The sequence below is a fragment of the Pseudomonas sp. RIT-PI-q genome, assembly GCF_001297125.1.
Taxonomy (GTDB): domain Bacteria; phylum Pseudomonadota; class Gammaproteobacteria; order Pseudomonadales; family Pseudomonadaceae; genus Aquipseudomonas.
This window is the reverse complement of record NZ_LHPC01000007.1, coordinates 240,453-258,574: the sequence shown is the minus strand read 5'-3', so window position 1 is coordinate 258,574 and position 18,122 is coordinate 240,453. Positions and strand designations below refer to the sequence as shown.

Genomic DNA, 18,122 nt, shown 5'->3' with positions numbered 1-18,122 from the left:
TTGGAAGCGTGAATAGGGCAACTATACGGCCTGGCGGGGGGCGGCCGGAAGCGGGGTGGCCATTGAGAGGTGTGTTGCCTGACAGGACGGCATCGCGGGCAAGCCCGCTCCCACAGTGGTTGGTGTGCACCACAAATCTTGTGGCCGACTTCATTTCTTGTGGGAGCGGGCTTGCCCGCGATGCTTTTTAGCCGCGCCGCGCATGGTAAAGGCTCACGTGCCGAAACTCTTCCGGCTCGGCCAGATCCGGCAAGGTCATTGCTTCCAGCATTTCAATGCGCTGATACAGCGGATGACGAAAATCCCGAACCCGTGAATCGGCCACCAGCGCTTCCCGGCCACGACTCAAAAACTCATCGAGCAACGGCAGGTTCGCCCGGTCGTACAACACGTCCGCCACCAGAATCAGATCAAACCGATCCGCCTCGGCAAAAAAATCCGTCGAGTAGTTCAGCTGTACGTCATTGAGTTCAGCATTCGCCCGACACGCGGCAATCGCCAGCGGGTCGAGGTCACAGGCCACCACTTCGAGTGCGCCGGCCTTCACCGCCGCAATCCCCGCTACACCGGAACCGGCACCGAAATCCAGCACGCGCTTGCCTTTGACCCACTCGGGAAATGCTGCCAGATAACGCGCCACCGCCAGCCCGCTGGCCCAGCAGAAACTCCAGTACGGCGGTTCATGCAGAATCCGCCGGGGTTCTTCCGGGCTGAACGCGCGGTCCATCTTGTCGCCGTCGATCAGCCACAGCTTCAGGTCGGTGTCCGGCAGCGCACAAGCTACCAGTTGGGCGTCACCCAGCAGTTCACTCAGCGCCTGTTGCAGGTGGAGCGGTGCACTCATGGCGCTTTGACAAACTGCAACTGACCCAGCGCTTGCGTCGTTGGCTGGGAGATGACTTGCGATGGCAGATGCAAAATCAACTGGCCGGACTGGCTGGCGCGGCCACGCAGTTCCACGCGGGCCCCGACTGGAAAGGAGTCCGGGTTGAAGCGCAGGTGGAACGGCAGAATCTGATTGGTGCCGATCAGGCTGGAACTGGCGAGTAATTGTTGCGGGCGACTTTTTTCGTCGATCACCAACAGCGCCAATTCGACTTCGGCACCGGCCGGCACGCCTTGCAGGGTGCCGCTCAATTCACGCTGATAAGCGGGCAGCGGGCCGAGGTTGGCCGACTCCTGGGCTTTCTTCTGCGCGGCTTGCGGAGCAGGGCCTGGCGTCGGTGGCTGGGGCTTGGGCGCATCACTGCCGCAGGCCACCAGCAGGCTGAAAATACTGAGCAGGACGAGCGGTCTTAAGGACATTTGCGGCTCCAGCAAGGTGTAATCCATGGATCAAGCTCTATAACCCGTCTGTATACCGCAAACCCTATGGCTTGTCTTGCCACCCGGATGCGCTACCATGGCCCTCCCTTTTTTTGTTGCCTGCCACCATGCACTGTCCCTTCTGCGGTGCCAACGACACCAAGGTCATCGACTCGCGTCTGGTCGCCGAGGGCGAACAGGTGCGCCGCCGGCGCGAATGCCTGGCCTGCGGCGAGCGTTTCACGACGTTCGAGACCGCCGAACTGGTGTTGCCGCGCCTGATCAAAACCGACGGCAGTCGTCAGCCGTTCGACGAAGAAAAACTCCGCGCCGGCATGCAGCGTGCCCTCGAAAAGCGCCCGGTGAGTGTCGAACGCCTGGAATCGTCGTTGGTGCACATCAAACACAAACTGCGAGCCACCGGCGAGCGCGAGGTCAAATCCCTCGTGGTCGGTGAACTGGTGATGGCCGAGCTGCAAAAGCTCGACGAGGTCGCCTACATTCGTTTCGCCTCCGTGTATCGACGCTTCCAGGACCTCAACGAGTTCCGTGAAGAGATCGATCGCCTGGCCCGTGAGCCGGTGAAAGAATGACCACGTCCGCAGAGCAAGCGATCCTCGACGCCCATTACATGGCCCGTGCCCTGGAACTGGCGCGCAAAGGTCACTACACGACGCACCCCAACCCACGGGTGGGCTGCGTGGTCGTGCGTGACGGGGAGATTGTCGGCGAAGGCTGGCACGTGCGCACCGGTGAACCTCACGCCGAAGTCCACGCCTTGCGCGCCGCTGGTGACAAGGCCCGGGGCGCCACCGCCTACGTAACCCTCGAACCTTGCAGCCACCACGGCCGCACGCCGCCCTGCGCCGATGCGCTGGTGCATGCGGGCGTTGCCCGGGTTGTCGCGGCGATGCAGGACCCGAACCCGTCGGTCGCCGGTCGCGGCCTGCAGCGCCTGGCTCAGGCCGGTATCGCCACTGAAAGCGGCGTGCTGGAAGGCGAGGCGCGCAAGCTCAACGAAGGCTTCCTCAAGCGCATGGAACACGGCTTGCCGTTCGTGCGGGTCAAGTTGGCCATGAGCCTCGACGGTCGCACGGCGATGGAAAGCGGCGAAAGCCAATGGATCACCGGCCCGGCCGCGCGCTCGGCAGTGCAACGCCTGCGCGCCCAGGCCAGCGTGGTGCTGACCGGTGCCGACACGGTGCTGGCGGACAATGCCCGCTTGACCGTGCGCGCCGACGAACTGGGCCTGGACGCCGAGCAAACCGCCCTGGCCATGAGTCGCCCGCCGCTGCGGGTGCTGATCGACGGCCGTCTGCGAGTGCCACTGGACGCACCGTTCTTCAAGGCCGGCCCGGCGCTGGTCGCCACCTGCATGGCCATCGAAGAGCAATACGCCAACGGCCCGGAATGCCTGATCGTGGCTGGCGACGACGGTTTGGTCGACCTGCGCAAACTGCTGGTCGAGCTCGCCGCCCGTGGGGTCAACGAAGTGTTGGTCGAGGCGGGGCCGCGTCTGGCCGGAGCTTTTGCCCAGCAAGGCCTGGTGGATGAATTCCAGATATTCATTGCCGGCAAGTTCCTTGGCTCCTCGGCCCGCCCATTGCTGGACTGGCCGCTGGCGCAAATGAAAGACGCGCCCGCGCTCAAAATCACCGAAATCCGCGCGGTTGGCGATGACTGGCGAGTCATCGCCATTCCTGTGCCAGCGGCGAGCGTATAATTCCCGGCCTGCGCCAAGCGAAGGTTTTGTTCTCGAGGAGGACTTCATGTTTACCGGCATCATCGAATCCATCGGCAGTATTCGTGCATTGACCCCAAAAGGCGGAGATGTGCGGGTCCACGTAGAAACCGGCAAGCTCGATTTGAGCGACGTCAAACTGGGCGACAGCATCGCGGTCAACGGCGTGTGCCTGACCGCTGTTGAACTGCCAGGCAACGGCTTTGCGGCGGACGTCAGTCGCGAAACGCTCGATTGCACCGCGATGAACGACCTGAAAAGCGGCAGCCCGGTGAACCTGGAAAAAGCCCTGACCCCGACCACGCGTCTGGGCGGGCACCTGGTCAGCGGTCACGTCGATGGTGTGGGCGAAGTGGTTGCCCGTACCGAAAACGCCCGGGCCGTGGAATTTCGCATCCGCGCACCAAAAGAACTGGCCAAGTACATCGCCCATAAAGGCTCGATTACGGTCGACGGCACCAGCCTGACCGTGAACGCGGTCGATGGCGCCGAGTTCCTGCTGACGATCATTCCGCACACCCTGAGCGAAACCATCATGGCGTCGTACCAGCCAGGTCGCCGGGTGAACCTTGAAGTTGACTTGCTGGCACGTTATCTGGAACGCCTGTTGCTGGGCGACAAGGCCGCAGAGCCTACAAAATCCGGGAACATCACCGAAAGCTTTCTGGCCCAAAACGGCTACCTCAAATCCTGAAGCTCAAATTTCGAAAGAAGGGGGGTGCCTTGTGGCGCTCAATAGCATCGAAGAACTGGTAGAAGACATCCGCCAAGGCAAGATGGTCATCCTCATGGATGACGAAGACCGCGAGAACGAAGGCGACCTGATCATGGCCGCCGAGTGCTGCCAGCCTGAACACATCAACTTCATGGCCAAGCACGCCCGTGGCCTGATCTGCATGCCGATGAGCCGCGAGCGCTGCGAACTGCTGAAGCTGCCCCTGATGGCGCCGCGCAACGGTTCCGGTTTCGGCACCAAGTTCACCGTATCGATCGAAGCGGCTATTGGCGTGACCACCGGCATCTCCGCCGCCGACCGTGCGCGCACCGTGCAGGCCGCTGCCGCGAAAGACGCCAAGGCTGAAGACATCGTCAGCCCCGGTCACATCTTTCCGCTGATGGCCCAGGCCGGCGGCACCCTGGCCCGTGCCGGCCACACCGAAGCGGCGTGCGACCTGGCGCGTATGGCCGGTTTCGAGCCAAGCGGCGTGATCTGCGAAGTGATGAACGACGACGGCACCATGTCCCGTCGCGCCGAACTGGAAACCTTCGCCGCCGAACACAACATCAAAATCGGCACCATCGCCGACCTGATTCACTACCGGATGATCCACGAACGTACCGTTCAGCGGATTGCCGAGCAGCCGCTGGACAGCGAACTGGGCCAATTCAACCTGGTGACCTATCGTGATTCCGTGGAAGGCGACGTGCACATGGCACTGACCCTGGGCACCGTGTGCGCCGAAGAACCGACGCTGGTGCGGGTGCATAACATGGACCCGCTGCGCGACCTGCTGATGGTCAAGCAGCCCGGCCGCTGGAGCCTGCGCGCCGCCATGGCTGCGGTCGCCGAGGCTGGCAGCGGCGTGGTGCTGCTGCTCGGTCACCCGCTCGATGGCGACGTGTTGCTGGCGCATATTCGTGAAACCGCCGACCACGCGGTCGCGAAAAAACCGACCACCTACAGCATTGTCGGTGCCGGTTCGCAGATCCTTCGGGACCTGGGTGTACGCAAAATGCGCCTGATGAGTGCGCCGATGAAATTTAATGCGATATCCGGTTTCGATCTGGAAGTTGTAGAATACGTGCCCTCCGAATAATGACCGGTTGTTTCCTGTCGTTGATTCGCGGCTAACAAATCACTGAGGGACGCGTAGAAAACGCGTCCCGGCTCTTTAAGAGATCTAACGAATGACCCTGAAGACCATCGAAGGTACGTTCATCGCCCCTAAAGGCCGCTACGCTTTGGTAGTAGGCCGTTTCAACAGCTTCGTCGTTGAAAGCCTGGTCAGCGGTGCAGTTGATGCCCTGGTTCGCCACGGTGTGAGCGAAAGCGACATCACCATCATCCGCGCGCCTGGCGCCTTCGAAATCCCGCTGGTTGCGCAGAAAGTCGCTCAGAAGGGCGAATACGCGGCAATCATCGCCCTGGGCGCGGTCATTCGTGGCGGTACTCCGCACTTCGAATACGTGGCTGGCGAATGCACCAAGGGCCTGGCCCAGGTGTCCATGGAGTTCGGCGTTCCGGTCGCTTTCGGCGTCCTGACCGTTGATTCCATCGAGCAAGCCATCGAACGTTCCGGCACCAAGGCCGGTAACAAAGGTGCTGAAGCTGCCCTGTCCGCTCTGGAAATGGTCAGCCTGCTGGCGCAGTTGGAGGCCAAGTGATTAGCGACGAAAGCGATCGTTTCAACCCGCGCGATCCAAAGCCTGCGGATGCCGGCAAGCCATCGAAAAGCGTCAAGCGTCGCGAAGCCCGTCAGCTCGCGACTCAGGCGCTGTACCAATGGCACATGGCCAAGCAGTCGCTGAACGAGATCGAAGCGCAGTTCCGGGTCGATAACGATTTCAGCGATGTCGATGCCGCTTATTTCCACGATATCCTGCACGGCGTTCCGGCCCACAAGCCTGAGATCGACGCTGCACTGACGCCGTGCCTGGACATCACCATCGAAGAGCTTGATCCGGTTGAACTGGCGGTTCTGCGCCTGTCCACCTGGGGACTGCTCAAGCGCGTCGACGTGCCGTACCGCGTTGTGATCAACGAAGGTATCGAGCTGGCCAAGGGCTTCGGGTCCACCGACGGCCACAAGTTCGTCAACGGTGTACTCGACAAACTGGCCCCGCGTCTGCGTGAAGCTGAAGTGAAGGCGTTCAAGCGCTGATTGGCGCTTGCAGTGCCCTGTCTCGCCGATACGTTCGTTTTTTAGCGAGTGGCTGGTGTTGCCAGACAAGGCGCCGCGACGAGTCATAGCTGGCTATGGCGAGGAGCGGCAACGCAGTATGGCGACACCAGACGCCGCTAAAAAATGAACAGTATTGGTGAGACAGGACACCCAATGGGCGAGTTTGAGCTGATCCGCAACTTCTTCGCCGCCGCGCCTTGTGCGCAGGGCGGCGAAGGCGTTGCCCTCGGAATCGGCGATGACTGCGCCTTGCTGGCTGTTCCTCCCGGGGAGCAGTTGGCGATTTCCACCGACACGCTGGTTGCCGGTGTGCATTTCGCAGATCCTTGTGACCCGTTTCTGCTCGGTCAGCGCTCGCTGGCCGTGGCGGTCAGCGATCTGGCTGCCATGGGCGCCACTCCTGTCGCCTTTACCCTTGCCCTGACCTTGCCGACGGTGACCGCCGATTGGCTGGATGCCTACGCCCGTGGTTTGAATGTCATGGCGCAGAGCTGTGGTGTGGCGCTGGTGGGCGGTGATACCACCCGTGGGCCATTGAGCCTGACGATGACCGTGTTTGGGCGCGTACCTGTCGGCAAAGCGTTGACTCGCAGCGGCGCGCAGCCGGGCGACTTGCTGTGTGTCGGCGGCGAGCTGGGCAATGCGGCGGGCGCCTTGCCGCTGGTGCTCGGTCAACGCACCGCTGACGCCGCCATTGCCGATCCGCTGCTGCGCCATTACTGGTCGCCACAACCGCAGCTTGGTCTGGGCATGGCGCTGCGTGACAAGGCGAGCTCGGCGATGGACATCTCCGACGGCCTGCTCGCCGATTGCGGGCATATCGCGCTGGCGTCGAAGGTCGGTATTGAGATTGAACAGGGCACGTTGCCGCTGTCGAATGCGTTAGTGGCCTTCCTCGGTCAATCCGGCGCCGAAGAGGCCGCGCTGAGCGGCGGTGACGATTACGTGCTGGCGTTCACCTTGCCGCCCGGCGAGTTACCGGCGTTGCTGGCCGACGGTTGGCCGATTCATGTGGTCGGGCGTGTGGTCGCGGGGCAGGGCGTGGTTCTGCTGGATGCTTCTGGGCAAGACATCACCCCGCAAACCCGGGGTTATCAACATTTTCGGGAGACACCGTGACAGATCATCCCAAACAGGTCCCGGCGGAATTCGTACCGCCGTCGGTCTGGCGCAATCCCTGGCATTTCCTGGCGTTCGGCTTCGGCTCGGGCACCTTGCCAAAAGCACCGGGCACCTGGGGGTCACTGGTTGCGCTACCCTTTATCCCGTTGTGGCAGATGTTGCCCGACTGGGGCTATTGGCTGATGCTCGGCATCACCATGCTGTTCGGCTTCTGGCTGTGCGGCAAAGTGGCCGACGATTTGCGGGTACACGACCACGAAGGCATCGTCTGGGATGAAATGGTCGGGATGTGGATCACCCTGTGGCTGGTGCCGGAAGGTTGGTACTGGTTGCTGGCGGGATTCCTGATGTTCCGCTTCTTCGACATCCTCAAGCCGTGGCCGATTCACTGGATCGATCGGCATGTGCATGGTGGCGTCGGGATCATGCTCGATGACGTGTTGGCCGGGGTGTTCGCGTGGCTGGGGATGCAGGGGCTGGTGTGGCTTTTCGCATGATTGGCGGAGCAGGAGACTAGGGATGGCTCGACACTGGTTAATGATGGTTCTCGCGCTGTTTTGTTCACTCGCCCAAGCGGGAGAGGCTGCGACGACACCGTCAGTGATTCACCTGGCCAGTGAAGAGTGGGAGGACTACACCGCCGCCGATGGCCATGGATTGGGCTGGGACGTGTTGCGGGAAGTGTTCGAGCCTGCGGGTGTCAAAGTCGATTTTCGTATCGAGCCGTACACGCGCTCCATCGGCCTGGCGCAACGCGGCGAAGTGGATGCCTGTGTCGGCGGTTATCGTAATGAAGTCAGCGATCTGCTGTATCCGCACTGGAATTACGATACCGATCACATCTATGCCCTGGGTTTGGCGACTAATCCGGCACCAACCCCGGAAACCCTGGGCAACTATCGACTCGCCTGGGTCCGAGGCTACGAGTACCAGGCGTATCTGCCCAACGTACGCCGTTACAACGAAGTCGTTCGGCGCACCGGGATTCTGTCGATGCTGATCCACAACCGTGCCGACTACTACATCGATGCGCTGACCGAGGTGGATTACATCGTCCGCCGGGCCAAGGATCCGACCCAGTTTCGTCGTACCCATATCGCCGAATTGCCGCTGTACTTGTGCTTCGCCAATACGCCCAAGGCCCGTTCATTGATGGCGCTGTTCGACCAGCGCATGGAGCAATTGGTGAAAAACGGCCAGTTGAAACCGATTTTCGAACGCTGGAAACAACCCTATCCATTCGACACCCACTGACCACAACGCCTGAAATCGACCACGAACCCACTGTAGGAGCGAGCTTGCTCGCGATGGTGGGTCAGATAGATGAGTGCTGGCTGACGCTCCATCGCGAGCAAGCTTGCTCCTACAGGTTTGGATGCCGGCATCAGTGATCTAACTTTTTGATCGTTATGCCCCATAATTCAGCCTAAGCGTCTGTCGGAACCTGCTGTTACAATGCCGCGTCTGCGAATCTCCAGTACCTATAGATCAGGAGCACACCGGTGCCTGTCGTTTTTGTCGCCGCTTCCAAGCTGCCAACGCCTTTTGCGCAATTCACCATGCACGGCTTTCTCGATGAAGAAAACGGGCGCGAGCACGTCGTGCTGAGCCTGGGTGAATTCGCCGATGGTGCCCCGGTACTCGGCCGGTTGCACTCCGAATGCCTGACGGGCGATGCCTTGTTCAGCCAGCGTTGCGACTGCGGCTCGCAACTCGAGGCCGCCTTGCAGGCCATCGCCCGTGAAGGGCGTGGCGTATTGCTCTACTTGCGTCAGGAAGGCCGTGGCATTGGCCTGCTGAACAAGATCCGCGCCTATGAATTGCAGGATGGCGGCGCCGACACCGTTGAAGCCAACGAGCGTCTGGGCTTCGCCGCTGACCAGCGTGACTACGCCATGTGCCTGCCGATGCTCGAGCATCTGGGCGTGAAATCCCTGCGCCTGATGACCAACAACCCACGCAAGGTCAAAGCCTTGACCGACATGGGCATCGTGGTCGCCGAGCGCGTGCCGCTGCACACGGGCCACAACCCGCACAACAAACTCTACCTGGCCACCAAGGCCAGCAAGCTCGACCACATGATGGGCAACGAGCATCAGGGCGAGGCAGACCGGGCGTGACCCGCGGTCAGGTGCGGCGGCGACTGTCCGTCAACTGGTGGCAATACCTGGCGCTGGCCTTGTTACCGCTGTTCGTGATCAACGGCGTATTTGGTCAGGGTGAGGCGATTCTGCCGGTGCTGGCGATGCCGTTGTTCATCGCCGGTGTGGCTTCGATGTTTGTCAGCCTGAAGTTTTTTGGCGGCTACAAGCACGCGCTGATCGCGACTCAAAAAGCCCTCGATACTCCTGAAGAACCCACTGCCTGGATCGATCTGGCTGCCAAGCGCCGCACGGCGTTCCTCGCTGCTGCGCTGCCGGCCTGGATCGGCGCGCTGGCGGTATTCGTCGGCCTTGAAGCGGTGCCGCTGGTGCTGCTGGGGTTGTCGACCCTGGTGCTGTTCTACCTCTACCGTATCCCGCGTCAACTCGCCTGATGCTTCGGGCCTGGCTGGCGGTTTTGTTGCTGGCCGTCAGCGGCTCTGCATGGGCGGTTGAGCGTGTGGTCAGCCTTGCGCCGTCTCTGTCTGAAATCGTCGTTGAGCTGGGTTCAGCCGACCTGCTGGTGGGTGTGCTGGACGCCGGCGAGCGTCCGGGCGAACTCAAAGACCTGCCTTCCGTTGGCCGCTATGGCCAGTTGGACATGGAACAATTACTCAGCCTGAAACCCGATTTACTGCTGCTCTGGCCCGGCAGCGTTGGCCCGGCGCAGCGTGAGCAACTCAAGCGCTTGAACATTCCCACCTACGTTGCCGAACCTCACAACCTTGAACAACTCACCGCCCAGATCGAGGCAATTGCCACGCAACTCGGCAGGCCTGAGCGCGGCGTTCCATTGGCCGCACAATTGCGTCAGCGACTGGAGTCATTGCGCCAGCGCTATCGGCGGGATGAGCCGCTGCGGGTGTTTTATCAGGTCTGGGATCGGCCGCTGTACACCGTCGGCGGCGGGCAGATCATCAGCGATGCGCTTGAAGTGTGCGGGGCGCGCAATGTGTTTGCCGACCTGACGTTGCCAGCCCCGCAAGTCAGTGTGGAGGCGGTGTTGCAGCGTAATCCCGAGGTGATCCTGGCCAGCGATCAGGCGCAGCTCGACGCGTGGAAGGCCTGGCCGCAAGTGACGGCGGTGACGCAGGGGCAGCTGCTATTGGTCACGGATAAGGGGCTGGAGCGGCCGAGCGGGCAGATGATCGAGGCGACGGCCAAGTTGTGCCGAGTGATTGCGCCCGACCGTTGAGACCGTGTCGCCTGCATCGCGGGCAAGCCCGCTCCCACAGGTTCAGTGTGACCCCTGTGGGAGCGGGCTTGCCCGCGATGAGGCCGGTGCTGACGATTCAAATCCCGGATCAGATTTCAGGTGTCCAGGTCACCCCAAACATCCACGCCCGACCTTCCTCGCGATACCCATACTGACTGCCGTCATGGCTGTACAACGCCCGGCTATAACCCTTATCCAGCAGGTTATCGACCTTCAGCTCAAGCTTGATCTCACGATTCAATTCCCAGCTACTGCGCAACCCCAGTAACGCGTACCCACCCAGCGGCTGCTGATTGTTCTTGTCGTCATAGCTGCTGCTCACCGTTTGCCAACTGGCACCGAGGCTCAGGCGATCGAACTGCCGATCCAGGTCCAGGCTCCGGGTCCGCCGTGCCCGACGTGCCAGGGTGTGGCCGCTGTCGCGATCCCGCGGGTCGATGATCGCTACGCCAAGGTTGCTCTGCCAGCCGAACAGTTCCTGTTTCAACGCCGCTTCAAAGCCGTTGATTCGCGCCGAAGCGACGTTCTGCGGCCGCGAGTTGCTGCCGAAAATAATCGCGTCTTCCAGGTCCGTGCGGTACAGCGAGGCTTCCAGCCGACTGCTGTCGGTCAACTGGCTGCGCCATTGCAACTCGTAACTTTTCGAGGTTTCAGGCTTGAGGTCCGGGTTACTGAAATCCGGGTAATACAGGTCGTTGAAGGTCGGCGCGCGAAAGCCTTCGCTGTAGGTCAGCAGCACGTCGTTGTCCGGGTTCAATGGCAGGGTAAAGGTGCCGCTCCAACTGTTCTGGCCGCCAAATTGCTGGTTCTGGTCGCGGCGCAGGCCCAGCTCCGTGGAGAAACTGTCCGCCTGGTAGCGATGCTGAATAAACGCCGCACGGTTCCAGCGGCTGTCCTCGTCGAACGGTGTACTGCTGTTGATCCGGTCTTCGTACCAGTCGCCGCCGAGGATCAGGCTGTTACGCTCGTCGAGGGTCAGGTCGTTCTGCCAGTTCACCGAGTCGCGATAAGTGTTGAACACGCTGCGTTCATCGCTGAGCTTGTCGAGGGTCTTTTCGCGGTTCTCGCTATGGCCGAATTCGACCCGGGTTTTCCAGACGTCATTAACCCGCGCATCGAGGTAACTGCTGACACTGCTCACATCGAATTCGCTGTAGGGCTGCTGCTGGAGCGACTCGAAAGTGTCCATGTCGAAGCGGCCGAACGGGTTGTCGAATGCGCTTTTACCGCGGTTATCCAGCAGGTTGGCGCCGATTTCGATGTCGTCGCTGAGGGCGTGACTCAGGCTCAGGCTCAACGATTTATTGCGGTATTCGTCGTGATCGCCGTCGCTGGGGTATGACGTGTGGGTGCGGTTGATCCCGGCCGTTTCATCGAGACTGGCGCCGAGATTGAAGCGGGTTTGTTCATCACCACCGGACAGCCCGAGACTGCGCTCCCAGGTCTGGTTGCTGCCAAAACCGACATGCATACGCGGTTGCAGACCCGGTTCATCGCCGCGCCGGGTGAAAATCTGGATCACCCCACCAATCGCATCGCTGCCATACATCACCGAGCGGGAGCCGCGCAGCACTTCCACGCGCTCGACCTGTTCGATGTTGATGTGTTGCAGGTTGCTGTCACCCGAGGTGGAGTTGCCGATCCGTTGACCGTCCACCAGCACCAGACTCTGCGCCGACTGGGTGCCACGAATGTAAATCCCCGGCAGGCTGCCGCGCCCACCGCTTTGCCCGACTTGCACGCCCGGCACACGGCGCAACAGATTAGTGACGCTGTTCGGTTGCAGGCGGTCGATGTCTTCGCGGGTGAACACGGTGTTGGCGGCGCTGCTGTCGTTGCGCGCTTCGACCTGGCGGTTGGCGCTGATCAGCACGTCGGGAAGCTTCAGGGCTTGATCGCGTTCGAAGGTGTCGGCCAGGAGTTGGCCGGACGGCAGAAGCGTCAGCGCCAGGGCGAGGGGGGAGAGTTTCATCTGAAATCCGTAGCAAACACGGTACTTGTAGGAGCGAGGCTTGCCCGCGAAGAGGCCATAACATTCAACATCCATGTTGCCTGTTAAATCGCCTTCGCGGGCAAGCCTCGCTCCTACAGGGGGCGGGGGTTAGATATTCAGCAGTTGCAAGCGCTGACGAATCGACGCTTCGATCCCCGCCTCATCCAACCCGCATTCAGCCAGCATTTGCGCCGGCTTGGCGTGTTCGACATAGCTGTCCGGCAAGCCCAGGTGCAGCATCGATTTGAGGATGTTCTCGCGAGCCAGGAACTCGCTGACCGCGCCACCGGCGCCGCCCATGATCGCGTTCTCTTCGATGGTCACCAGCAACTCATGGCTGCCAGCGATTTCACGAACCAGCGCTTCATCGAGGGGTTTGACGAAGCGCATGTCGACCACAGTCGCGTCCAGCTTCTCGGCGACTTTCAGCGCTTCGGCCAGTTGCACGCCGAACACCAGCAGGGCGACTTTGCTGCCCTGGCGGCGAACGATGCCTTTGCCGATTTCGATCGGCTCGAGGTTTTTCTCGATGGTCGCATTCGGACCCGAGCCTCGCGGGTAACGCACCGCCGCCGGGCCGTTATACAGGTGGCCGGTGCTGAGCATTTTACGCAGTTCGTTTTCGTCGCTCGGGGTCATCACCAGCATGCCGGGGATGCACCGCAGGAACGACAAATCGAAGCTGCCTGCATGCGTCGGGCCGTCTTCGCCCACCAGGCCAGCGCGGTCAATGGCGAACAGTACGTCGAGGTTTTGCACCGCGACGTCATGAATCAGCTGGTCGTAGCCGCGTTGCAGGAAGGTCGAATAAATCGCCACCACCGGTTTCGCGCCTTCGCAGGCCATGCCGGCAGCGAGAGTCACGGCGTGCTGCTCGGCAATTGCCACGTCGAAATAGCGCAGCGGGAAACGCTCGCTAAAGGCCACCAGATCGGAGCCTTCTTTCATGGCCGGGGTGATCCCGACAAGGCGCGCATCGGCAGCGGCCATGTCGCACAGCCATTCACCGAACACCGCGGAATACTTTGGACCACCAGCCTTTTTCGGCGCGGCGGCCGGGGCGTCCAGCGGTTCGAGCTTGGTGATCGCGTGGTAACCGATCGGGTCGACTTCCGCCGGAGCGAAGCCTTTGCCTTTCTTGGTGACGACGTGCAGGAATTGCGGGCCCTTCAGATCGCGCATATTGCGCAGGGTGGCGATCAGGGTCGGCAGGTCGTGGCCATCGATCGGGCCGATGTAGTTCCAGCCCAGCTCTTCGAACAGCGTGCCGGGCACCAGCATGCCTTTGGCGTATTCTTCGGTGCGCCGGGCAATTTCCCAGGCGCCGGGCAGGCGCGACAGGACCTTTTTGCTGCCTTCACGCATGCTTGCGTAAGTGCGGCTGGACAGGATCTTCGCCAGGTAATTCGACAGCCCGCCGACGTTGCGCGAGATCGACATGTCGTTGTCGTTGAGGATCACCAACATGTTGGCGTTCACTTCCGGCGCATGGTTCAGCGCCTCGAACGCCATGCCGGCGGTCAACGCACCGTCGCCGATCACCGCGATCGCCTTGCGATCACTGTTCTGCAGGCGAGCGGCAATCGCCATGCCCAGCGCTGCGCTGATCGAGGTGCTGGAGTGGCCGACGCCAAAGGTGTCGTACTCGCTCTCGGAACGGCGCGGGAAGGCGGCAACACCGTCCTTCTGGCGCAGGGTGCCCATGCGCTCGCGACGTCCGGTGAGGATTTTGTGCGGATAGGCCTGATGACCCACGTCCCACACCAGCCGGTCATCCGGGGTGTCGAAGACGTAATGCAACGCGATGGTCAGTTCGATGACGCCCAGGCCTGCACCGAAATGCCCACCGGTCTGGCCGACCGTGTAGAGCAATTCCAGGCGCAACTCATCGGCCAGGGTTTCCAGCTCGGCTTCGCCTAACCGGCGCAGGCCGTCCGGCGTGTTGGCACGGTCGAGCAGGGGCGTGGTCGGGCGCTTACGGGGAATCTCATGAAACGTCGTGGGCATCAGGCGAATCGTTATAGGTATAAAAGATGCGGCAGTTTACCTGATGCATCGTCCCCTGCCCACGCGTTGGTTTTAACTTGGCGGATACGCCGTCAGCTGCGCCGGTCGACGATATAGCGGGCCAGGTCGCGTAACGGCTCGGCGGCCGCGTCAAACGGTCGCAGCGCGTGCAGAGCCTGATCACGCAATTCCAGGGCGTAAGCCTTGGCCGCGTCGAGGCCGAGCAGGGCCGGGTAAGTCGGCTTGTCGCGTGCGATGTCCGCGCCCTGGCGCTTGCCGAGGGTTTCGGTATCGCTCTCTACGTCGAGAATGTCGTCCTGGACCTGGAACGCCAGGCCGATCGCCTGTGCATAAGTCTGCAAGGACTTCAGTTCGTCTTTCTCGGCGCGGCCACTGGCCAGGGCGCCGAGCTTGACGCTGACCTCGATCAGCGCGCCGGTCTTGTGCCGGTGCATGTATTCGAGGGCTTTTTGATCGAGCTTCAAACCGACCGAACCGAGGTCGATGGCCTGACCGCCGACCATGCCGGCCGGGCCTGCCGCCAACGCCAGGGCGCTGACCATCTGCAGGCGGATTTCCGCGTCCGAGGTGCTCAGGCGCGGGTCGAGCAGGGCGCTGAACGCCAGGCTCTGCAGGCCGTCACCGGCAAGAATCGCGCAGGCTTCGTCGAATTTTTTGTGCGTAGTCGGTTGGCCGCGACGCAGATCGTCGTCGTCCATCGCCGGCAAATCGTCGTGGACCAGGGAATAAGCGTGGATCAATTCCACCGCACAGGCTGCGCCGTTGGCTTGTTCAGCCTGGCCACCCAGCGCTTCGCAGGCGGCGTAGGCCAACAGTGGACGCACGCGTTTACCGCCATTCATCACGCTGTAGCGCATGGCCTCGTACAGGCGCGCGAGCTCAGGCCCCGGCGCGATGAACAGGCTTTCCAGTGCAGCGTTGACGCGGGCCTGGCTGGTCGCCGAATACGCTGCAATCATTCTGGCTGATCCGCGTCGAAGGGTTCCTCGGCCAGCTCGCCGTCGCGCTCGAGCAGCACCTGAACCTTTTGCTCGGCCTGGGCCAGCGCCGCCTGGCAATCACGGGTCAGACCGATGCCTTGCTCGAAAGCGGTCAGCGAGTCTTCCAGCGACAGTTCGCCATTCTCCAGACGCTCTACCAGCGTTTGCAGGTCAGCGAGGGATTGTTCGAAATCCAGTGCAGCTTTTTTGCGGGCCATGGCGGCGATTTCCGGTTGACGTTAAACCGGCGCGACACTAGCAGACATGGGGGTTATGGGCAAATGAACAGGGCATTTGCGCCACGGCCCTTGTAGCAGCTGGCGAAGCCTGCGTTCGGCTGCGAAGCAGTCGTAAAATCAGAACACGCGGTACATCAGGCATACCGTGCAAGCAGGGTTTACGACTGCTGCGCAGCCGAACGCAGGCTTCGCCAGCTGCTACAGGTGGGTTATGGCTTGGGTTTTTCGGCGTCCTGCAATTTTGCATCTTCGGGATAGCTGACTTGATACCGAGTACTGCGCCCACCACCGGGTAAGCGTTTCAGGCAGCCTTTCCCCATCAATTCGGTTAGATGACGGGTCGCGGTGGCTTTGGATACTTTTGCCACTGACTGGTATTGCGCCGCGCTGATTCCGCCTTCGAAACCCCGTTCCCCGCCATCGAGCAAGCGATTCAGTACCTTGGTCTGCTCCGCCGTCAACGTGGACTCCCGATGCGCCTGCCAGAAACGCGCCTTGCCTAACACCGACTCGATTCGCGTCATGGCTTGCATCAAGCTGCGCAACAAGGTTTGCAGGAACCACTCCAGCCAGTCAGTGATATTTGCTGTCGCCTTCTGGCTGGATTCCAGCACCCGGTAATAACCAGAACGGTCCTCGAGAATGCTCGCTGACATGGCGTAGAAACGGATCGACTGTGCCTCGCCCTGAGCCAGCGCCAGGTCGGTGATGGTTCGCGTCAGGCGACCGTTGCCGTCGTCGAAGGGGTGCAGGGTAACGAACCAGAAGTGCGCAATGCCGGCTCGCAGCAATGGATCGAGGCCAACCTGGTTTCGACTGGCGTTAAACCAGTCTAGAAAGGTATCCAGTTGTCGCTCAAGTCCTTGGCGGGGCGGAGCTTCGAAGTGCACGGTGGGTCTGTCGAGTCGCCCGGAAACCACTTGCATCGGCTCATCACCGCGCAATGCGCCGACATGGATTGACCGGGAGGCCAGGTCAGCGTTGTGATCCGGAAACAGCCATGTATGCCATTCCAGCAAACGCTCCAATGTTAGTGGTTGCCCAAAGTGCCGAGTGGCGTCGAGCATCAGTTGTGCCAGCCCTTCGCTTCGCTGGCTGATTTTATCGCCATCGACCAACTCCAGACCCAACCGGCGCGCCAATGACGAGCGAACCGAACCGACATTCAATTGTTCGCCCTCAATCGCCGACGAGGTCACGATGTTCTGCAGCAGCGCATCCAGCTCACTTTGCGCACTGAGCGAACTCCCCACCGAACGGGCCATGCCCATTAACTGGCCCTGCGCCCGAACGCACTCGCGCAGCAGTGGTGCCAAGCGCTCGGCTTGCCAGTTGAAATTCGGCCAATCAGGCTGCTGCCAGATCCAGTGAGGTGCCATAAATACGGTGCTCTTGAGTGGATGAGCCGAATAAAAATGCTATTCGGCTCATTTGGTGAGCCGAATATGACGCCTATTCGGCTCACCGTCCACAGTATCGCCGTGATACTCGCCGCAAATCGCGAAGCATCCGATTGTTAATAAACTGCCAACTGGCTACCCTTCGCGCCTCTACGACCCAATAGTCACGGGTCTTTCAGACGAAACGCAGTTTTTGCATCTGTAACGCGCCGAGGATCGGGCGCAAGGTTTCGTCAGGCATGGCAGGAGGCGTCACATGCGTTCATTTCTTCTAGTGCTGATGGGGCTGGTCTGCGCGACTGCGGCCTGGGCCGCGCCTTCGGCCGAATTGTCGGAGCCGGTGGGCGGTTGGCGTTACTCCGGCCTGCTCGATCGCAGCGAAAACCCGCAAGTCGCCTATCCCACGCCACCGATCGACCGGGGCGTGCAGCGCAATCGCACGATGATCGAAGGTCAGCTCAAAGCGATCGGTACGCAACGTGGGCCGCACACGCTGGCGGTCAATGGCAATCCTTTGAACTTGTACACCGACGAGCAAGGGCGTTTCGCCCGGCCGTATGCGTTCGGCGCCGGTTCCAACAGCGTCGAAGTGCGCAGTGCCGAAGGCCAGTCGCTCAAGCGCGTTCAATTCTATGAAGCCAACAACCTGCGCACCCCGGCGCGGATCCGCGTGGTGCTGGGTTGGGACGACCCGAAAGCCGAGCTCGACCTGCACATCATTACGCCCGACGGCCAGCACGCTTTTTTCGCCCACACGGCGTTGACCAACGGCGGTGGTCTGGACCCGGATGGCGTCGATGGCCCTGGCCCGGAAATGTTTACCATGACCGCGCCGATGCATGGCACCTATCTGGTTTACGTCAACTATTGGGGCAACTTCGGCAGCGAAGGCTATAACTTCGATGAGACCAGCAACCAGAACGAGGTGATTACCTCGCAGATCAACCTGGTGCTCAACGAAAACACCGTCGACGAAAAACGCGAGACCTTCATCGTGCCCCTGCGCGCGATCGGTGACCTGCTGCTGGTCAAGACTTTCAACTATTGAACATCC

The 18,122-nt window shown here is 61.3% G+C and carries 20 protein-coding genes; 13 read left to right on the top strand and 7 right to left on the bottom strand.

Annotated elements, in window-relative coordinates; translation table 11 throughout:
• Positions 1–187: 187 nt before the first annotated feature.
• Both AEQ67_RS01420 and AEQ67_RS01415 read right to left on the bottom strand, forming a co-directional pair.
• Positions 188–844: a class I SAM-dependent methyltransferase gene (locus tag AEQ67_RS01420; protein ID WP_059402143.1), complete on the bottom strand. Its 657-nt coding sequence runs from the start codon at positions 842–844 to the stop codon at positions 188–190.
• A complete protein-coding gene (locus tag AEQ67_RS01415; protein ID WP_059402181.1) occupies positions 841–1,305 on the bottom strand; it encodes a hypothetical protein in 465 nt (154 codons plus the stop codon). Before AEQ67_RS01415 ends, AEQ67_RS01420 begins: the two co-directional genes overlap by 4 nt.
• A gap of 128 nt (positions 1,306–1,433) precedes the next feature.
• On the opposite strand from AEQ67_RS01415, the gene nrdR reads away from it, so the two are divergent.
• The 12 genes from nrdR to AEQ67_RS01355 all read left to right on the top strand — a co-directional run bounded on the left by nrdR (position 1,434) and on the right by AEQ67_RS01355 (position 10,407).
• Entirely contained in the window at positions 1,434–1,898 is a 465-nt protein-coding gene (gene nrdR / locus AEQ67_RS01410; protein ID WP_003228656.1) for a transcriptional regulator NrdR, read from the top strand.
• Positions 1,895–3,028 (top strand): bifunctional diaminohydroxyphosphoribosylaminopyrimidine deaminase/5-amino-6-(5-phosphoribosylamino)uracil reductase RibD, encoded by a 1,134-nt coding sequence (gene ribD / locus AEQ67_RS01405; protein WP_059402142.1) that lies wholly within the window; start codon positions 1,895–1,897, stop codon positions 3,026–3,028. Before nrdR ends, ribD begins: the two co-directional genes overlap by 4 nt.
• Positions 3,029–3,074: 46 nt before the next feature.
• Positions 3,075–3,740: a riboflavin synthase gene (locus AEQ67_RS01400; RefSeq protein WP_059402141.1), complete on the top strand. Its 666-nt coding sequence runs from the start codon at positions 3,075–3,077 to the stop codon at positions 3,738–3,740.
• 31 nt (positions 3,741–3,771) lie between these two features.
• Positions 3,772–4,863, top strand: coding sequence for a bifunctional 3,4-dihydroxy-2-butanone-4-phosphate synthase/GTP cyclohydrolase II (gene ribBA / locus AEQ67_RS01395; protein WP_059402140.1), 1,092 nt, complete (start codon positions 3,772–3,774; stop codon positions 4,861–4,863).
• A 91-nt stretch (positions 4,864–4,954) separates the two neighbouring features.
• Positions 4,955–5,431 carry a 6,7-dimethyl-8-ribityllumazine synthase gene (gene ribH / locus AEQ67_RS01390; RefSeq protein ID WP_003185938.1) on the top strand — a complete coding sequence of 159 codons (477 nt, stop codon included), beginning with the start codon at positions 4,955–4,957 and terminating at the stop codon, positions 5,429–5,431.
• Positions 5,428–5,928 (top strand): transcription antitermination factor NusB, encoded by a 501-nt coding sequence (gene nusB / locus AEQ67_RS01385; protein ID WP_059402139.1) that lies wholly within the window; start codon positions 5,428–5,430, stop codon positions 5,926–5,928. Before ribH ends, nusB begins: the two co-directional genes overlap by 4 nt.
• Before the next feature lie 174 nt (positions 5,929–6,102).
• The gene (thiL, locus tag AEQ67_RS01380; protein ID WP_059402138.1) at positions 6,103–7,068 is read left to right on the top strand and encodes a thiamine-phosphate kinase; all 966 of its coding nucleotides are present in this window, start codon (positions 6,103–6,105) and stop codon (positions 7,066–7,068) included.
• Positions 7,065–7,568 carry a phosphatidylglycerophosphatase A family protein gene (locus tag AEQ67_RS01375; RefSeq protein ID WP_059402137.1) on the top strand — a complete coding sequence of 168 codons (504 nt, stop codon included), beginning with the start codon at positions 7,065–7,067 and terminating at the stop codon, positions 7,566–7,568. The genes thiL and AEQ67_RS01375 overlap by 4 nt, the downstream gene beginning before the upstream one ends.
• 22 nt (positions 7,569–7,590) lie before the next feature.
• The gene (locus AEQ67_RS01370) at positions 7,591–8,325 is read left to right on the top strand and encodes a substrate-binding periplasmic protein (RefSeq protein ID WP_059402136.1); all 735 of its coding nucleotides are present in this window, start codon (positions 7,591–7,593) and stop codon (positions 8,323–8,325) included.
• Between the two features lie 248 nt (positions 8,326–8,573).
• On the top strand, positions 8,574–9,191 hold the full coding sequence (gene ribA / locus AEQ67_RS01365; protein ID WP_027924335.1) for a GTP cyclohydrolase II: 618 nt from the start codon (positions 8,574–8,576) through the stop codon (positions 9,189–9,191).
• A complete protein-coding gene (locus AEQ67_RS01360) occupies positions 9,188–9,607 on the top strand; it encodes a hypothetical protein (protein ID WP_059402135.1) in 420 nt (139 codons plus the stop codon). The genes ribA and AEQ67_RS01360 overlap by 4 nt, the downstream gene beginning before the upstream one ends.
• Positions 9,607–10,407, top strand: coding sequence for a cobalamin-binding protein (locus tag AEQ67_RS01355; RefSeq protein WP_059402134.1), 801 nt, complete (start codon positions 9,607–9,609; stop codon positions 10,405–10,407). Before AEQ67_RS01360 ends, AEQ67_RS01355 begins: the two co-directional genes overlap by 1 nt.
• A gap of 109 nt (positions 10,408–10,516) precedes the next feature.
• On the opposite strand, the gene AEQ67_RS01350 is transcribed toward AEQ67_RS01355, so the two are convergent.
• The 5 genes from AEQ67_RS01350 to AEQ67_RS01330 form a co-directional block, all read right to left on the bottom strand.
• On the bottom strand, positions 10,517–12,400 hold the full coding sequence (locus tag AEQ67_RS01350; RefSeq protein ID WP_059402133.1) for a TonB-dependent receptor domain-containing protein: 1,884 nt from the start codon (positions 12,398–12,400) through the stop codon (positions 10,517–10,519).
• A 129-nt stretch (positions 12,401–12,529) separates the two neighbouring features.
• Positions 12,530–14,428: a 1-deoxy-D-xylulose-5-phosphate synthase gene (dxs, locus tag AEQ67_RS01345; RefSeq protein ID WP_059402132.1), complete on the bottom strand. Its 1,899-nt coding sequence runs from the start codon at positions 14,426–14,428 to the stop codon at positions 12,530–12,532.
• Positions 14,429–14,520: 92 nt separating this feature from the next.
• Positions 14,521–15,408 (bottom strand): (2E,6E)-farnesyl diphosphate synthase, encoded by an 888-nt coding sequence (ispA, locus tag AEQ67_RS01340; protein ID WP_059402131.1) that lies wholly within the window; start codon positions 15,406–15,408, stop codon positions 14,521–14,523.
• Complete coding sequence (locus tag AEQ67_RS01335) at positions 15,405–15,647, bottom strand: exodeoxyribonuclease VII small subunit (RefSeq protein ID WP_007894317.1); 243 nt, start codon at positions 15,645–15,647, stop codon at positions 15,405–15,407. Before AEQ67_RS01335 ends, ispA begins: the two co-directional genes overlap by 4 nt.
• 230 nt (positions 15,648–15,877) lie before the next feature.
• Entirely contained in the window at positions 15,878–17,047 is a 1,170-nt protein-coding gene (locus AEQ67_RS01330; RefSeq protein ID WP_059402130.1) for a Fic family protein, read from the bottom strand.
• A 277-nt stretch (positions 17,048–17,324) separates the two neighbouring features.
• Between AEQ67_RS01330 and AEQ67_RS01325 the strand changes: the two genes are divergently transcribed.
• A complete protein-coding gene (locus AEQ67_RS01325) occupies positions 17,325–18,116 on the top strand; it encodes a YfaP family protein (protein WP_059402129.1) in 792 nt (263 codons plus the stop codon).
• Positions 18,117–18,122 lie beyond the last annotated feature (6 nt).

Excerpts from the sequence above, each read along its gene's own strand:
- AEQ67_RS01420 (WP_059402143.1), bottom strand. The coding sequence starts at position 844 with ATGAGTGCACCGCTCCACCTGCAACAGGCGCTGAGTGAACTGCTGGGT.
- AEQ67_RS01415 (WP_059402181.1), bottom strand. The coding sequence starts at position 1,305 with ATGTCCTTAAGACCGCTCGTCCTGCTCAGTATTTTCAGCCTGCTGGTG.
- nrdR (WP_003228656.1), top strand. The coding sequence starts at position 1,434 with ATGCACTGTCCCTTCTGCGGTGCCAACGACACCAAGGTCATCGACTCG.
- ribD (WP_059402142.1), top strand. The coding sequence starts at position 1,895 with ATGACCACGTCCGCAGAGCAAGCGATCCTCGACGCCCATTACATGGCC.
- AEQ67_RS01400 (WP_059402141.1), top strand. The coding sequence starts at position 3,075 with ATGTTTACCGGCATCATCGAATCCATCGGCAGTATTCGTGCATTGACC.
- ribH (WP_003185938.1), top strand. The coding sequence starts at position 4,955 with ATGACCCTGAAGACCATCGAAGGTACGTTCATCGCCCCTAAAGGCCGC.
- thiL (WP_059402138.1), top strand. The coding sequence starts at position 6,103 with ATGGGCGAGTTTGAGCTGATCCGCAACTTCTTCGCCGCCGCGCCTTGT.
- AEQ67_RS01370 (WP_059402136.1), top strand. The coding sequence starts at position 7,591 with ATGGCTCGACACTGGTTAATGATGGTTCTCGCGCTGTTTTGTTCACTC.
- AEQ67_RS01355 (WP_059402134.1), top strand. The coding sequence starts at position 9,607 with ATGCTTCGGGCCTGGCTGGCGGTTTTGTTGCTGGCCGTCAGCGGCTCT.
- AEQ67_RS01350 (WP_059402133.1), bottom strand. The coding sequence starts at position 12,400 with ATGAAACTCTCCCCCCTCGCCCTGGCGCTGACGCTTCTGCCGTCCGGC.
- dxs (WP_059402132.1), bottom strand. The coding sequence starts at position 14,428 with ATGCCCACGACGTTTCATGAGATTCCCCGTAAGCGCCCGACCACGCCC.
- ispA (WP_059402131.1), bottom strand. The coding sequence starts at position 15,408 with ATGATTGCAGCGTATTCGGCGACCAGCCAGGCCCGCGTCAACGCTGCA.
- AEQ67_RS01335 (WP_007894317.1), bottom strand. The coding sequence starts at position 15,647 with ATGGCCCGCAAAAAAGCTGCACTGGATTTCGAACAATCCCTCGCTGAC.
- AEQ67_RS01330 (WP_059402130.1), bottom strand. The coding sequence starts at position 17,047 with ATGGCACCTCACTGGATCTGGCAGCAGCCTGATTGGCCGAATTTCAAC.
- AEQ67_RS01325 (WP_059402129.1), top strand. The coding sequence starts at position 17,325 with ATGCGTTCATTTCTTCTAGTGCTGATGGGGCTGGTCTGCGCGACTGCG.